This window comes from Colwellia sp. M166 (assembly GCF_024585285.1).
In the GTDB taxonomy this organism is placed as follows: domain Bacteria; phylum Pseudomonadota; class Gammaproteobacteria; order Enterobacterales; family Alteromonadaceae; genus Cognaticolwellia.
In genome coordinates this window covers 59,199-74,230 of sequence record NZ_CP040755.1, presented here as the reverse complement: position 1 = coordinate 74,230, position 15,032 = coordinate 59,199, and the positions used below count along the sequence as shown (strand labels likewise).

The 15,032-nt window shown below is 39.5% G+C and carries 14 protein-coding genes; 2 read left to right on the top strand and 12 right to left on the bottom strand.

Going from position 1 to position 15,032, the window contains the following annotated elements; all coding sequences use genetic code 11:
* Nucleotides 1-3 precede the first annotated feature (3 nt).
* From FGD67_RS00420 to FGD67_RS00410, 3 genes are read right to left on the bottom strand one after another with little or no spacing between them, the layout of a single operon-like run.
* Nucleotides 4-405: a DUF423 domain-containing protein gene (locus FGD67_RS00420; protein ID WP_257173164.1), complete on the bottom strand. Its 402-nt coding sequence runs from the start codon at nt 403-405 to the stop codon at nt 4-6.
* The gene (locus FGD67_RS00415) at nt 383-1,048 is read right to left on the bottom strand and encodes an alpha/beta family hydrolase (protein ID WP_257173163.1); all 666 of its coding nucleotides are present in this window, start codon (nt 1,046-1,048) and stop codon (nt 383-385) included. Before FGD67_RS00415 ends, FGD67_RS00420 begins: the two co-directional genes overlap by 23 nt.
* Nucleotides 1,045-1,962 carry a transcriptional regulator GcvA gene (locus tag FGD67_RS00410; RefSeq protein ID WP_257173162.1) on the bottom strand — a complete coding sequence of 306 codons (918 nt, stop codon included), beginning with the start codon at nt 1,960-1,962 and terminating at the stop codon, nt 1,045-1,047. The genes FGD67_RS00415 and FGD67_RS00410 overlap by 4 nt, the downstream gene beginning before the upstream one ends.
* A gap of 282 nt (nt 1,963-2,244) precedes the next feature.
* On the opposite strand from FGD67_RS00410, the gene FGD67_RS00405 reads away from it, so the two are divergent.
* Nucleotides 2,245-2,511 (top strand): hypothetical protein, encoded by a 267-nt coding sequence (locus tag FGD67_RS00405; protein ID WP_257173161.1) that lies wholly within the window; start codon nt 2,245-2,247, stop codon nt 2,509-2,511.
* A gap of 125 nt (nt 2,512-2,636) precedes the next feature.
* Here FGD67_RS00405 and tmpT read toward each other — a convergent pair whose 3' ends face one another.
* The 3 genes from tmpT to FGD67_RS00390 all read right to left on the bottom strand — a co-directional run bounded on the left by tmpT (nt 2,637) and on the right by FGD67_RS00390 (nt 7,109).
* On the bottom strand, nt 2,637-3,290 hold the full coding sequence (gene tmpT / locus FGD67_RS00400) for a thiopurine S-methyltransferase (protein WP_257173160.1): 654 nt from the start codon (nt 3,288-3,290) through the stop codon (nt 2,637-2,639).
* Between the two features lie 30 nt (nt 3,291-3,320).
* Nucleotides 3,321-4,370 (bottom strand): protease SohB, encoded by a 1,050-nt coding sequence (gene sohB, locus FGD67_RS00395; protein ID WP_257173159.1) that lies wholly within the window; start codon nt 4,368-4,370, stop codon nt 3,321-3,323.
* Nucleotides 4,371-4,670: 300 nt separating this feature from the next.
* Nucleotides 4,671-7,109, bottom strand: coding sequence for a VolA/Pla-1 family phospholipase (locus FGD67_RS00390; protein ID WP_257173158.1), 2,439 nt, complete (start codon nt 7,107-7,109; stop codon nt 4,671-4,673).
* 280 nt (nt 7,110-7,389) lie between these two features.
* Here FGD67_RS00390 and FGD67_RS00385 point away from each other — a divergent pair, with 280 nt between their 5' ends.
* Entirely contained in the window at nt 7,390-8,130 is a 741-nt protein-coding gene (locus FGD67_RS00385) for a YciK family oxidoreductase (protein WP_257173157.1), read from the top strand.
* A 154-nt stretch (nt 8,131-8,284) separates the two neighbouring features.
* Here the strand turns inward: FGD67_RS00385 and fadD are convergent, their stop codons facing one another.
* From fadD to FGD67_RS00355, 6 genes are all read right to left on the bottom strand, one after another.
* Nucleotides 8,285-9,940, bottom strand: a complete 1,656-nt coding sequence (gene fadD, locus FGD67_RS00380; protein WP_257173156.1) for a long-chain-fatty-acid--CoA ligase FadD — start codon at nt 9,938-9,940, stop codon at nt 8,285-8,287.
* A 158-nt stretch (nt 9,941-10,098) separates the two neighbouring features.
* Nucleotides 10,099-10,962: an alpha/beta fold hydrolase gene (locus FGD67_RS00375; RefSeq protein ID WP_257173155.1), complete on the bottom strand. Its 864-nt coding sequence runs from the start codon at nt 10,960-10,962 to the stop codon at nt 10,099-10,101.
* A 34-nt stretch (nt 10,963-10,996) separates the two neighbouring features.
* Nucleotides 10,997-11,701 carry a M50 family metallopeptidase gene (locus tag FGD67_RS00370; RefSeq protein WP_257173154.1) on the bottom strand — a complete coding sequence of 235 codons (705 nt, stop codon included), beginning with the start codon at nt 11,699-11,701 and terminating at the stop codon, nt 10,997-10,999.
* Nucleotides 11,694-12,095 carry a hypothetical protein gene (locus FGD67_RS00365; protein WP_257173152.1) on the bottom strand — a complete coding sequence of 134 codons (402 nt, stop codon included), beginning with the start codon at nt 12,093-12,095 and terminating at the stop codon, nt 11,694-11,696. The genes FGD67_RS00370 and FGD67_RS00365 overlap by 8 nt, the downstream gene beginning before the upstream one ends.
* Nucleotides 12,096-12,178: 83 nt before the next feature.
* Nucleotides 12,179-12,868 (bottom strand): tRNA (adenosine(37)-N6)-threonylcarbamoyltransferase complex dimerization subunit type 1 TsaB, encoded by a 690-nt coding sequence (gene tsaB, locus FGD67_RS00360; RefSeq protein WP_257173151.1) that lies wholly within the window; start codon nt 12,866-12,868, stop codon nt 12,179-12,181.
* Between the two features lie 129 nt (nt 12,869-12,997).
* Nucleotides 12,998-14,941, bottom strand: coding sequence for an ATP-dependent DNA helicase (locus FGD67_RS00355; protein WP_257173150.1), 1,944 nt, complete (start codon nt 14,939-14,941; stop codon nt 12,998-13,000).
* Nucleotides 14,942-15,032: the final 91 nt, after the last annotated feature.

Below are 15,032 nucleotides of genomic sequence, written 5' to 3'. Positions count from 1 at the left end.
CTATTACTTACCTAACTTATGATCAAACATTTTAGTACCTGCAAATCCAACTAATAGCCATGCAAGTGCAAATGACAGGCCGCCAAATGGCGCCAATTTACCAATACTCAAGACATCGAATAGTGTCTTAATATACAAACTGCCACTAAAACATAGAATGCCCAGCATAAATAAAATACCGCCGGCTAATAACATAGGTTTTGCATTAAGTTTATATAAGATAACGGTTAACATTAACATCAATGTGTGAAAAAATTGATAGCTTAATGCCGTCGTTAATCGTTCTTGTGACGCCAACGGTAGTGTTTGACCACCATGTGCTAACCAAGCGCCGAATAATACAGAAAAACAACCACTGATACCAACAAATATCACCAGTAGTTTAGCAACAGTTGTGTATTTCATCGACAAAGTTCCTTATTTTATCAATCGCAGTGCTTTGATGTTGTTTTAAGTTATAACCCGATTTAACTCTCGGCTTTAAATCATGATCACCATCAGCAAAATAATGTAGCTGACAGTGCGCAGATATCTGATAGCTATTAATTTCTAATTCACTCCCCAGAGCATCTCTTTGACCTTGCAAAATGAGCACGGGTAACTGCGCGTCTTGTAGTGGCTCTAAACGTAATTTCTCTGGTTTTTTAATGGGGTGGAAAGGATACCCTAAACAGATAACGCCAGATATATTTAACGCTTTCATTAAACTTTGCTCTGTCGCTAACGTTGCCGCCACTCGCCCCCCCATTGACTTACCGGCAATAAAAATAGGTAAGTTGGTATCAAGAGCAGCTAAAACGGATTGATAACTTGCAACTAAAACTGGCATTCTATCTGGCGGACGTCTTTTACCATCAAGTTTCCGTTTATCCATATACGGAAAGTTAAAGCGTAAAACACTTAATTGCTGAGTGTTCATCAAAGCAACAAGGGTCTCAAGGTAATCGCTTGTCATATCAGCACCAGCACCATGAGCAAATATGATCAGTGCTTTTGCATTTTCGGCCTCATTTAGTACATTAGTTACTGACAACTCTTTACTGATCATACAATTTTCTCTTCATCGATAATAACTTGTTCATCAGCAACCGTTTGCAAAACCCACTCACGAAATGCGGTTATTTTACCAATCTCCAGTTGTTGTTCTCGACAAACAATGTAATAAGAATTTTTACTGACTAAGACTTCTTTAAAAGGGCAAACTAATCGGCCGTTATCAATATCAGGTTTAGCGAGTACACTATGAGCAAGCGCTACCCCTTGACCATGAATAGCGGCTTGTAACACCATAGCTGAGTGACTAAATATAGGCCCATGATTGACATTGCCGCCTCTGACATCAACATGTTTAAACCAACGTTTCCAGTCCCTGCGCGAGGTATCATGCAACAAAGTATGCTGTGCTAAATCAGCAATTTCATTAAGTGTTTTTTTGCCAGACAATAGCAGTGGCGAACAAACCGGAATTAAATACTCGGTATGCAATTGTTCAGCATGAATGCCGCGCCAGCGACCTCGGCCATAGTATATGGCTAAATCAACATCTTCAGTAAGTGAGTTTTCTGGTTGATCAACCGCTTTAATTCGTACATCAATATCAGGATGCAGTAAGTTAAAGGTATTCAACCTAGGTACTAGCCATTGTATGGCAAAACTCGGTTGCATACTGACGGTAATTGCCCCTTTCTCACCGCGGGCTAGTAACCTCTCTGTGGCATCATGCAACGCATTAAAAATATCTTTAATGTCGAGATAATAGGACTGCCCTTCCTCTGTTAGTAGCAAGGCTCGGTTTTTACGCATAAATAATTTTATGCCTAAATTATCTTCTAAAGCTTTTATTTGATGACTTATTGCCGCTTGAGTGACGAATAATTCTTCTGCTGCCCGAGTAAAACTCAGTTGCCTAGCTGAAGCTTCAAATGCCCTGAGTGCGTTAAGTGGAGGGAGTCTATTAGCCAAGTTACACCTGTATTTTTAGTTATATATAAATATATTAATGCATAAATCATCACATTTTTCACATAACCATGTCGGATTAGTTATTCTAATGAATGACATTATAATTTGTCATTTTAAAAGTTACCAGTATTACCGTAATATGCTCGCCATAGATGAAGGACTTCATCTTTATCCCGAAGCACTCGGGCAGAATCAAACAGGCTCCCAACCCTTGTTTGTATGCAAAAAGAAAGAGTCCCAAAACATCTATATGGACTATTGACGTTTTATTACAGGTGACTTATGAACAACATTTTAAAAATATCAGCTATTGCTATTCTCGCTTTTGTTACACACAACAGCCATGCAACAGAATTAGTAAAAGCACAAGCAATCAATACAGATGAACTCGTTGAAGTGGCTAAGTTAAATTTAGCACAATCAATTAAGTTTAATACGATAGCGATTAACCCTATCGAAAAAACAGCGCGAGCTCAAGTAACAATGAGTCGTGGCCATAGCAGTAAAAACTTAAATAACATTATCAAAACGATCACACTTGCTGAATAAACTAGCTTTACCCAACTACAGTGCATCAATTTCTCTAGAATTAATGCTCGTAACAAAAAAGGTGCTTATGGCACCTTTTTTGTTACCTGACTTATCAATAGCACCTAGCACAAAACATCCTAATGCTAATCTAGCTTTTTAATAATATAGAGCTTTTCTCGTAGGTAATCGACCTCAAATCTACGTTGCGCAAAACGTTTATTATCAAGTTCATGGTTGGCAATACATTCAACACTAAAGCCGGAGAACAAGCATTTAACATCGACGCTATTAAGTGAAAATGGTGGACCCGTTAATTGCTCGCTAGGAAACTCAACGGTGACTAAAAATAAACGGGTATTTGAAGAAAAAAATGTTTGCAAATGATTTGCATATTGCACTTGCATTACCGGAGGCAGTGCTATTAATGCTGCACGATCATATATCCAATCGACTTTATTGATAGCATCCGCCCAGAGCTTAAAAAAATCACCTTGGTATAATGTCAGCTGATCAGCAGAGTATTGCTTAAACTCGCCAAACGTTTGCTTTTGATATTCAATATCATTGTCGATAAAGAAGTCCCGACAAGCGATGTCACTTAATTCACTGCCCGTTACTCGCATATACTGTGCTAAATAAGCCATGTCATGCGTTTTACCACATAGCGGCACAAATACATGCTGATCAGAAGCTAAGATCAAGTCAGTAAAGTATTGAGTTAATAGCGGATGCACATCATCTTGGTGGAAACCAAGCTTATTGCGTTCCCAACAGTTATGCCAAAAGCCACTTTTCATTTATTTCGCCCAAAAACTTAATTTGATAAATTAACTAGGAAAAATGCGGTTATTCTGCCAAACCTTACTCATTATTGCGTCAAACGACAACGAAGCTGCTTTTGAAAACTTTTCAGCTAAACCTTTTTTCGTCGCATATTTTATTTGCACTAACTTATGGGATTTAGCACGAGCTTGCAGATAATCATCACTGGTTTGTAATTCATCAACAAGGCCTAAATCTTTTGCTTGCGTACCAAACCAATGTTCGCCCGTTGCCACCTTTGCAATATCAAGACTTGGACGATGTTCACTAACAAAGTTTTTAAATAATATATGGGTTTCTTCTAGCTCTTCAATGAATTTTTCACGACCTTTGTCGGTATTTTCACCGAACATAGTCACCGTGCGTTTAAATTCACCAGCAGTGAACTGCTCAAAATCAACATCATTTTTCTTTAATAGCTTATTAAAATTAGGTACTTGAGCAATAACACCAATAGAACCAATAATGGCAAAAGGCGCCGATACAATTTTATTAGCAACACAGGCCATCATATAGCCACCACTCGCGGCCACTTTGTCAACCGAAGCAGTCAGTGGAATATTATGCTGACGAATACGATCAAGTTGTGATGATGCTAAACCATAACCGTGTACCATGCCACCGCCACTTTCTAAACGAACAAACACTTCATCAGTTGGTTTTGCTACGGTTAAAATTGCACTTATCTCTTCACGTAAAGAGCTCACTTCTTTGGCATCTATACTGCCATTAAAATCGACAACAAATAAACGAGGTAACGACGCTGGTTTATCTTCACCGGATTTATTGGCTTTCTTCTCGAGTTTTGCTTGCTCTTTAGCCGCTTTTTTATCTTGTTTTTCTTTTTCTTTAAATTCTTCTTTCGAAAGTAAATGATGGGTAATATCTTCTTCAACTTCAAGATATTGCTCTGATAAATCAGTTACCTCTAACTCACCTTTCTTTCCACCTTGTTTCATTGCTGATGAGGCAATAGCAATAATAATGGCAATAACTGCAATGACAAAAGTGATAGTTTTAGCTAAAAACAAGCCGTATTCATACAAAAATTCCAATGTGTCTCTCCTAACTGACAAACTAACTCACGTTAGCTTTACTGTTGCGCTTTAATTTCTAAAATTATGATATCTAACAATATGGGGGATATAGTTTATAAAAAAAGGGCCAATAGCCAATTATGTAAAAAAGTTACTCAGTAGTATTAATAACTCTGGATATTGCAGCAATATATAGGGGTTTAATACCAATAATGTCTTTTATCCATAGCTAGCGTCAAATAATACAAAGCTAAACCCTGTTGATTAGATATAAAAAAGCCCTCATATGAGGGCTTTATTAAACATAAGTTAATTTAACTATTGTTTTACAACTTCAGGGTCAGTAATTTTAATTAATTGTCCCATTGAAGCAAAGAATGTTGCCACCTGTGTTTGCATTTCTTGTGTCGCACGAGCACTCAAGACAGCATCTGGTGATGCAGCATTAGGTCGTGGGTCAAGAATAGAGCTGTGATGGCCATTAACAAACCTAACCACGCCAGAGCCATTTGTATCTTCACTTACACCTTGCAGGCCTAAGAAAGCAATGGCAGGCTCAGTTCCGCCCATAGGAGTAAATGGTGCTGTATTAGTGACGGTTTGGTCTGAAAGGTTATCAACACCGTTACCCACAACTTCAATAAGATGTGTCGGTGTTTGTGTCGCTGCCAGTGCTTGTACATAAGCAATAGGGTCACCTGAATCCGTTACCGTTTGTGCCGCAAAAGTAAACTGGGCAAAACCAGCATCTAAGGTTGCTCGTTGTTCGCCGGTTATAGCATCATAAAAAGTTGAATAAAGTGTTTCTAATTCCTCTTGAGTTGCCGTTGAGCGACCTTTGTCATCCAATGGATATTGTGAATCAACTAAAGCTTTAAAATCCTCACTTAGTGAATAAGTTAAATTTGACTTCGCTAAAGCTTCAAATGCTGGGGATTCAATACCAAAATTCGCTAACATTAAACCTGGCATCGCTAATGAGGTACTAGAGATTTTAAATAAACCATCAACTTGAGGATCTAATGGTGTATTGGCTAACCCCACGGTATTCATACCATAGATACCACCTAACGAATGCCCTAACAGATGTACTTTACTGCTATCAATTTTAACGCTGTTATCTGCACTGCCTAAAAAGTTCATGCCTAAACGTAAACCTAGTAAATCAGCGGTACTTTGGCGTGTATTATCACGCATGGTCAACATACTACCTAAATTAACATAATGTAATGTTGAAACCGTACTGGTGTTAATCTCATCACCTGGATTAGTTGGATCAAGATCAAAACCGCGACTACCGTGTAATGGTTGGTCAATAGCTATCGTAGCGATACCATATAACGACAGTAAACCGGTAATAGGTAACATCTGCTCTTTGGTTGAGGTAATGCCATGCACTAGTATTGCCACTGGCCAACCGTTTGCAGGCTCTTCTAATGCTGGTAAATTCATGCTTGCACGAACTGCATTGGCAACAGTCAAATCAGGTGTGGTCATTTGCACATCAATTGGCAACATGGCACTGGTTGCTGGAATGGGGTTGAACTTAGTTAAGTTACGCTCAGTATCAATCTCCGCTATGGCAGGGTTCGAACTAGAGCTTAAATCACGCAAGCCAAACTCCATACAAAAACCATCGTTAGCATCTAATGGACCTGCCGGGATCAACCCTGGATTCGCCGCTGCTAAACCTGCAAGTGTCGCCCCTGAGTCACAACGGGCACGCCACCAATCATTAACCGGTGCTAATGCGTTTTCTGCTGACGGTAAAGCTGAGTAATAAGGTAGCGTAATTGAACCTTGAATATAATTCGCTGCTGAATATAACGGAACTAATGATGCAGGAATAGCATCACCTAAAACGTTAGCAACTGACATACCGGTATCAGCGACACCAATCGCAGGAATACCTTGCTGAGCATCAGCAATCATTTGCGGTAAAGCAACTTTAGCCATAACAGCTTTAACGGTACTTAATACCCGCGTCGTTGATTGTGTCGTCATTGCAGCACTATAAATAATACTATCGCTATCAACACCAGCGGCAACAACAGCAGCTTCGTAGCTATTCACTGCACCCTGCAGTACCAATTGTGAAGCACTGCCTAGCGGTAACGTATTAATATCTTGGCGTGCTAATTCATAGGTTGTCGAGCCAGCAACAGCTTTACCATTATCGTCACGAAGATTATTTGTCATCACCATAACGTAAGTCGTTTCAGCCTTAAGTGGTTGGGTCGGGACAACGACCACATTGTCACCTGATTTTTGTGTAACAAAATGCTGACCAAAAACGAGTTCACCAACAACTTTACAGGCTAAACCGCGGGTAACACTTGCACAATCACTATCATTAGCATCGCCCCCCATGATTGTTTCAAAAATGCGCACTGAAGCGGGCTCTGAGGCACTATCGCTGTCTAGCGAAGTACCCGCAGGAAACTCAATGGCCAGAGAAAAAGGTTGAGATATTGACCAACCGTCAAGTGCGCTAATAGCAACAAAGGGATCAGAGCCATCGGTTGGATCAGCAACGGGGATTTCTAATGTACCATCTACGGTACCAGAAAAAATCAAATCATTCGGAATAGAAAGTCCGGCAGCGCCAGCAGCTGGATCAAATTTAACACGAGCTGATGGTGTGATGGCAGGACCGTTTTCAACAACTTCATTTTCAACATCTTTGATGGTTTCATCGCCACAAGCACTTAAACCTAATGTACTGGCTATTGCGAGACTGAGTACTAGCTTATTCATTTTATCTCCCCACGGACTAGTCTTTATGTATATACCTAACTATGTGTTTAAGAATATATTTATTATTTTTCGTTCTTATTGTTGATTTTCATACTTATCCTAGTACTACCATCAACTTGTTCGACCAGTCAAACTTAACTCAAGAATAGATCAAGTGCTAGTGATTTTTTGATTTATTCGCAGTTTTTCCTCAGCAAATGCACTTTACTGACGAAAACACTCGTCAATATAGCTGACAAAGTAGTAGAATTATTAACAAATTTTTTTAGCAACTAATCATATGTTTGACTATTCAATTACCCCACAAATTCTAGCAAATAAAACCATTTTAGTTACCGGTGCAGGTGCAGGCATTGGTCGCCAAGCGGCATTAACCTATGCCGAACTAGGCGCAACGGTCATTTTATTAGGCAAAACTGTCGCGAAACTGGAAACCGTTTATGACGAAATACTAGATAAAGGCTACCCAGAGCCGGCAATTGTGCCACTTGATTTCAAGGGAGCAACAAAACAAAATTATATTGATTTAGCAGCGACGATAGCGAACCAGTTTGGACAGTTAGACGGTGCATTGCTTAATGCTTCAATGTTAGGTGAGCTAACACCTTTTAATCAAATTCATCAGCAAATCTGGCAAGATGTTATGCAAGTTAACGTTAACGCACAGTTTTTACTCACTCAGGCTTTAATACCGGAACTTTTAAAAGCTGACAATGCATCTCTGGTATTTACTTCATCAGGTGTTGGTAATAAAGGTAAAGCTTATTGGGGCGCCTACAGCGTGTCTAAATTTGCCACTGAAGGTATGATGCAAGTTATTGCTGATGAATATGAAAATAGCACATTACGCATAAATGCTATTAATCCTGGCGCGACAAATACCAACATGCGTTCAAGTGCCTACCCTGCTGAGAATAAAGCGAATATAGCATCGCCCGCTGACATTATGCCACTTTACGTATATCTGATGGCTGATGATAGTAAGGCAGTCAATGGTCAGAGATTAAACGCACAGGGTTAACAGAATAAAACTGAATTCCCCTTGCTTTTAGGAAAACCAAATCCTTCAATCTAAAAGTAGCAATATCGAAAAAATCGCACGCAGTTCAGTACATAAAAAAGGCCAACATGACGTTGGCCTTTTTCGTTGATCGTTTATTTGCTAAACAATGCGCTTAACGTAATTCACGTCGTAATATTTTACCAACATTGGTTTTCGGTAAATCATCACGGAACTCAACAATTTTTGGTACTTTATAATTCGTTAAGTTTTCACGGCAATATTTAATTAACGCTTTTTCCGTTAAGTTCGGATCGGTACGAACAACAAATATTTTTACAATTTCACCAGAAACCTCATGAGGTACTCCTATAGCTGCGGCTTCTAATACCCCTTCATGGCTGACAACAACTTCTTCTATTTCGTTTGGAAAAACATTAAAACCAGAAACAATTATCATATCTTTTTTACGATCAACAATTTTGAAGAAACCATTTTCATCCATACAAGCAACATCACCTGTTGCTAGCCAACCATCTTTTAATACTTCATCTGTTGCTTCTTGGCGTTTGTAGTAACCTTTCATGACTTGTGGGCCTTTAACCCACATTTCACCCGCCTCACCAATTTCAGCTTCGCTACCATCTTCTTTAACAATACGAATATCGGTAGATGATGCTGGCAAGCCAATACTGCCAGTATAATGTTGTTGATTATAAGGGCAAAGTGTTACCAGCGGCGCGCATTCCGTCAAACCATAGCCCTCAAGTAAACGTGATTTCGTCACGGTTTCCCACTTTTCAGCGACTGGGCGTTGTACCGCCATGCCGCCGCCAAGCGATAATTTTAAATTAGAGAAGTCGAGTTCACTAAAACCTGGCGTATTTAACAAGCCATTAAAAAGCGTATTTACCCCGGTAATAGCGGTAAAATTATATTTATTTAGCTCTTTGACAAAACCTGGCATATCACGCGGATTAGTGATCAATAAGTTGGTGCCACCAAGGGTAATAAAGGTTAGGCAATTAGCGGTTAACGCAAAGATATGGTAAAGCGGTAAAGCGGTAACAACTAATTCTTTACCTTCTTCAAGTTGTGGTTTAATTGCCGCTTTAGCTTGCTCTAAATTTGCCACCATATTTCGGTGCGTTAACATCGCGCCTTTTGAAACACCTGTTGTACCACCGGTATATTGCAAAAAGGCTAAGTCATCGCCACTTAGCTCAACAGGGCTAAAGCTTAACTTATGCCCTTTCGCTAACGCCTTATTAAAATGCTCAACATTACTAAGATTAAAGGCTGGCACCATTTTTTTAACGTATTTAACAACACCGTTAACGATAGCACCTTTAATGGTACCTAAACGATCACCAAGCGAAGTAAGAATTACTTTCTCCACCGGCGTTTTCTCAATAACTTTTTCCAAAATACTGGCAAAGTTTTCAATAATTAAGATCGCTTTAGTATTTGAATCTTTTAATTGATGCTCTAATTCACGTGGCGTATATAACGGATTAACATTAACAACGGTTAAACCAGCTAACAAGGCGCCGAAGAGTGCAATAGGGTATTGCAAACAGTTAGGTACCATAATGGCAAATTTATCACCTTTAACTAAACCGAGATCTTGTTGTAAATATGCAGCAAAGTCAGTGGCTTGTTGAGCAAGTTCACGATAGTTTAATTCCGCTCCCATATTAATAAACGCTGAACGCTCAGCATACATCTTGGTATATTTATGAAACATATCAACAATGGAAGCGTACTTATCAGGGTCAATTTCATATGGAACGCCGGGAGGATAACTCTTCTCAAGCCAAATTTTTTCCACTGTGCCTTTCCTCTTTTAATTCTTATGCATAATTTTAATGATACGTTTTATCAAATTTTCACTGGTCGATCCAGTAAATTTAAACACTTGTTTAAATTTAACAGATAATTACTCCGCTTATTATAGATGAACTGGCTAAAACCTTATCTTATCTCTGGTTACTTTTTCTGTTCAATAAGTTGAGCAATTAACTTCGCTGTCTGCTCGGCTTGTTCCATATGAACATGGTGGCCCCCCAATAATTTATGCACCTGTAGGTTTTGATACAGAGGTCCAAAGCATGCTAAACCGGTTGTAACCATCTCCATGCCTTTATCGCCATAAACCAGTTGCACTGGTGCAGTTATATCAGTAATAAGCTGTTTAGCTTGCGCCAAGGTAAATCGGTACGGTGAGGTGGCGCGTAAACGGCTATCTGCACGCCAAATAAAGCCATTGTCAGTCTGCTCAATACCACGTTCAACAATAAGAGCGGCATATTTAGCCTTTAAGTCCGACACCGACACTCTAGCAGCAACAGCAGACTCAATACTTGCATGTTTGTTTTTAGGCTTTGCATGACGCGTTAAACGACTTAATAGTCCTTTGCGCAATTGTGCTGTGCTCTCTTTGGCATCCGAGGTTAAAATACCGATAGCATCAATTAAGGTTAAGGATTTGACATGTTCGGGAAATGCCGCAGCAAAAGCAGACGCTACCATGGCTCCCATAGAGTGGGCAACAATATCAATTTCTTGCCACTGCTGAGAGCGAAATAGAGCAATAAGATCATAGACCCAGTCCAAAAAATGATAATGTGCATCAAGGCTGCGATGACTGGATAATCCATGTCCTGGCCAATCGATGGCAATAACATGATAATCACTTAAATAAGGTATCAAAGGCTGAAAGCTTGCCGCATTGTCTAACCACCCATGTAAGCATAAAAGTAGTGGCTGTTGTTCATTACCATTACTGACACCACAAATATTTTGGCCATTAACATTAAATGTAACGGCTTTCATGACACTAGTATTTAACATATAAACCCTTTATTAAGTAAGGAGTTATAGCTCCTTAAGATCTGCTAGCAAACGATACTTTACTCAGGCGATATGTTGCAAATAGCCCTGCAATAAACCACAGTAACACCCATATTATTTCTGGAATGTAGGTAATATTAGCTAAAGCCGCACCATCACCTCGTGCTTGACCATCCAGTAAATACAAAGGACTCATTAAACTGTTAGCTAACACTAATAGTCCGGTCATTTTTAGTAGCGTCTGAAGATATTTTTGTGATGAGTATTTTAACTGAGCTAGCACTAAACTGAGCAGTACCAGTACAATAAACAAGGTTAATAAATCTCGTACCCAGAAAAGAATGCTACCAGCTAATAAGGCCACTAATAATACCGAAAAAGCCTGTGCAGCCTTACGATGAACAGATGCCAAAGAAAAGAATAAACAGCCCCATAATATAGCGCCACCATAGCCCATTAAACTGATAAAAAAGGCTGAGCCACCACGAGTGGTACACAAACCTGCCCCGTTAGGAAATAATTGGATCTGCACAATGTCTCCCCCGGTGAGTAACGCCGTTAAACCGTGGCTAATCTCATGAAAATAACTCTCTAACCACTTAAAGGGGATAGAAATGAAAGGCAGTTGCAAAATAATAAATGCTGTAAGTAACATCAGCCAGAATTGATATCTTTGGCGAAAGCTCAAAGCATTTTTTGTAGAAGATACTGTAGGTTTTTGCTCAGATGAATTAGGCAAATAAATCAACACCAAAAACTTGTTCAATGTTATCGCGCGCAGCAAGAGTATCAACCGATTGATAAGCGGCTACTGCCAATTTATTTTGATTCGATGGTGCATCATATGCGCTGTTATAACTGTTTTGCTGGTTACTTTGTTGTGCGTTGTTATTACCAGCATTACCATAAGGAGGTGGTTGCTCACGCTCAATTAAAGCAATGACCTGCTCATCAATATCGAGACGCTGGCGGGTGTCGACATCAGCTTGTGAATTTTGACTTTTATTTTCTTCAGCGCTCTGCGTTTCACGCGCAGCTACTCTTGCACGCTGCTCTTGGGCTTGTACAGAAGAATTATTCCCTAAAGCAATAGGCGCTTGGGAGACAAAATTGGCGGAATTATTAACTTGCATAAAGTTTAATTTAACAAATTTCTAGTCAAGGTGAAAACTATTTTTTATTTTGATAAGCATAACTTGATAGCAATCAAGTTATTTTACTCGCGCCCCGGCAGTTTTTTCCATGACACTGTATCGCGAACATATTTAGGTTGGGCATGCTCTGCTGCTACACTATGTTCGACAAAATCAACTTGGCCTATGGTCAACATTGCTTGAGCTGTAGGGAATAAAATCTCAGGGGAATCGTTATTTGACTTTAACTCCGTCAATGCTGAATATGCATTCCAACCGGTTCCTACGCCATAAGCAGGCAGAGATAAGTGACTATAATATTGAGCAACTAACTCAGGTTTTAACACCGTCTCTTCAGTTTTTGCTTGCATAATACCTTGCTCATCAACTTCAAAGTAGCAGGTGTAAACTTCTGACATGCGGGCATCGATTGCAGCAATAACTTTATCTTGGCCTTTTTCATCATAGGCTTGTTGAGCCATGGCTTGTAATGTTGAAACGCCGCGTGCATTTAACTGCGCCGAAAATGCTAAACCTTGGGTTACACCGATGCCAATACGCACACCGGTGAAGCTTCCGGGTCCCTGACCAAAAATAATGCCATCTAACTCAGTTAATTTGCAATTAGCTTGCTTTAATACGCTATCAACCATAGGTAATAAACGTAAACTATGAGACTGAGGACAGAGTTCATATTCACTAAACTGTTGTTCCAAATATTTAATTGCTACTGAACAAGCTTCAGTTGAGGCATCAATGGCCAAAAAATTCACGTCAAAAACCTTTTTAAAATAAAATTGCTGTTAATTGGCCGAGTTTATCATTATTTTATCGATTGCATGAGCAATCTTTACGATTAAACCTGACTTTATTTTTTGCAGTATTTTGCCTCAATAGCTGTTTTATGTCAGTTGCGATAAAAAGTCAGCAGCCTGATTAATATTTCGGCTTCGCTTCATATCAGGCAAACTTTTTAAAAATACTTGCCCATACGGGCGATTTACCAGTCTATCATCACAGATAACTAATATACCTTTGTCATTTACATCACGAATTAAGCGCCCTACTCCTTGCTTTAATGCGATAACCGCTTGTGGCAATTGGATCTGCACAAACGGGTCTTTACCTTGTCTTTTGACATCTTCACTACGAGCTTGCAGTAAAGGGTCATCAGGTGATGCAAACGGTAATTTATCGATGATCACACAGGTTAATTTATCACCCCGCACATCAACACCTTCCCAAAAGCTGGCCGTTGCCAGTAGCACGGCACTGCTTTGCGCAACAAACTCTGCTAATAACTTTCGCTTGCCCATTTGTCCTTGTACCAACAATAAATTATCAATATTATCAGCCAATAACTCGGCAACTTGATGCATAACGCGGTAACTGGTAAATAGCATAAAGCAAGCGCCTTTACTGGCCTCTATTAATGGTATAGCAAGTTCGCTTAATGCTTTCGCGCGGTTTTGGTCATTTGCTGCAGGAAGATAACGCGGAATAATTAATTGCGATTGCTTAGCATAGTCAAATGGGCTATCAAGTAATAAACTAGCTGAGTGTTCAATACCTAAGTGACGAGAGAAGTGCTTAAATTCGCCATCAACAGCCAATGTTGCTGAAGTGAATATCCAGCCAGCACCAGAGTCTTTAACATAATTGCCGAACTTATCTGCGACCGACAAAGGCGTTTTATGCAAAACCACATGCCGTGCTGTGGTTTCATACCAGAAGCTCATGCCCATGGCGTCAACATTCGCCATGACATCATATTGTGCTAATAAGTTTACTGCCCTATCAAAACAATTATCAATGGCTTCATTACGCGAAAGACAAAGTTTTATCACTTGATAAAGAAAGTCTAAATCGGTTTTTAATAAGCTAAAGGCATGAGAAAATCGTTGCAGCTTATGCTTTTCACGCCAATTACCTCGCTCGGGGTCGTAGTTAAATAGCAAGCGAAATTCTTGACTGGTTTTTAACAGCTTTTCTGCTGCCTTACCTAATTGTTTTACGTCAGTTAGTTCACTGCGATATACCTGTAAAACATCACTACTAAGGTCAAGTAACTGGCGAGTAGAAAACGCCTCTCCAAAATATTCACTGGCTATATCAGCAATTTGATGTGCTTCATCAAAAATCATCACATCAGCTTTCGGAATGAGCTCACCAAAGCCAGTATCTTTTAACGCCATGTCAGCAAAAAACAAATGATGATTCACCACGACTAAGTCTGCAGCAATGGCTTTTTCTCGCGCTTTTATTAAATAGCAGTCATCAATATTAGGACAATCTTTAGCTAGGCAATTATCAACAGTACTGGTGACAAAAGGAAAAACAGCTGAGCCTTCATTAACATTAACCACCTCACCAATATCGCCACTGTGTGTACCATTTGCCCAAGTTCGCACTTTGACAAAATCAGCTAACGTTTCGGCATCAAGCTGGCCTCGTGATTGTTGATATTGCTCTAAACGATATAAGCAAAGATAGTTCGCTCGTCCTTTTAACAAGGCAATTTGAGCATTGCTAGCCAATGCTTGACGAATTAATGGCAGATCTTTATGAAACAGTTGTTCTTGCAGATTCTTGGTTCCGGTAGAAACAATGATTTTTTTCTGACCCTGATCATTTTCAGCATGAGCTTTATTCGCTAACAGTGCTGGGATTAAATAGGCAAAGGTTTTACCGGTTCCCGTACCCGCCTCAACAACAAGCGAAGTTTTTTTCTCGATAGCATTAGCCACCTCAAGTGCCATATCAAGCTGAGCTTGGCGTGGAGAAAAACCCTTGATCGCTTTAGCTAAAGCACCTTGATGGGAAAATGCATGTTCTACAGCACTCATGAGATATAACATTGATAAATTTGCGCTTATTATATACCCATATGACTTCAAGATGCGCGTTTACAAAGAATAAAAATACAATAAATAAACC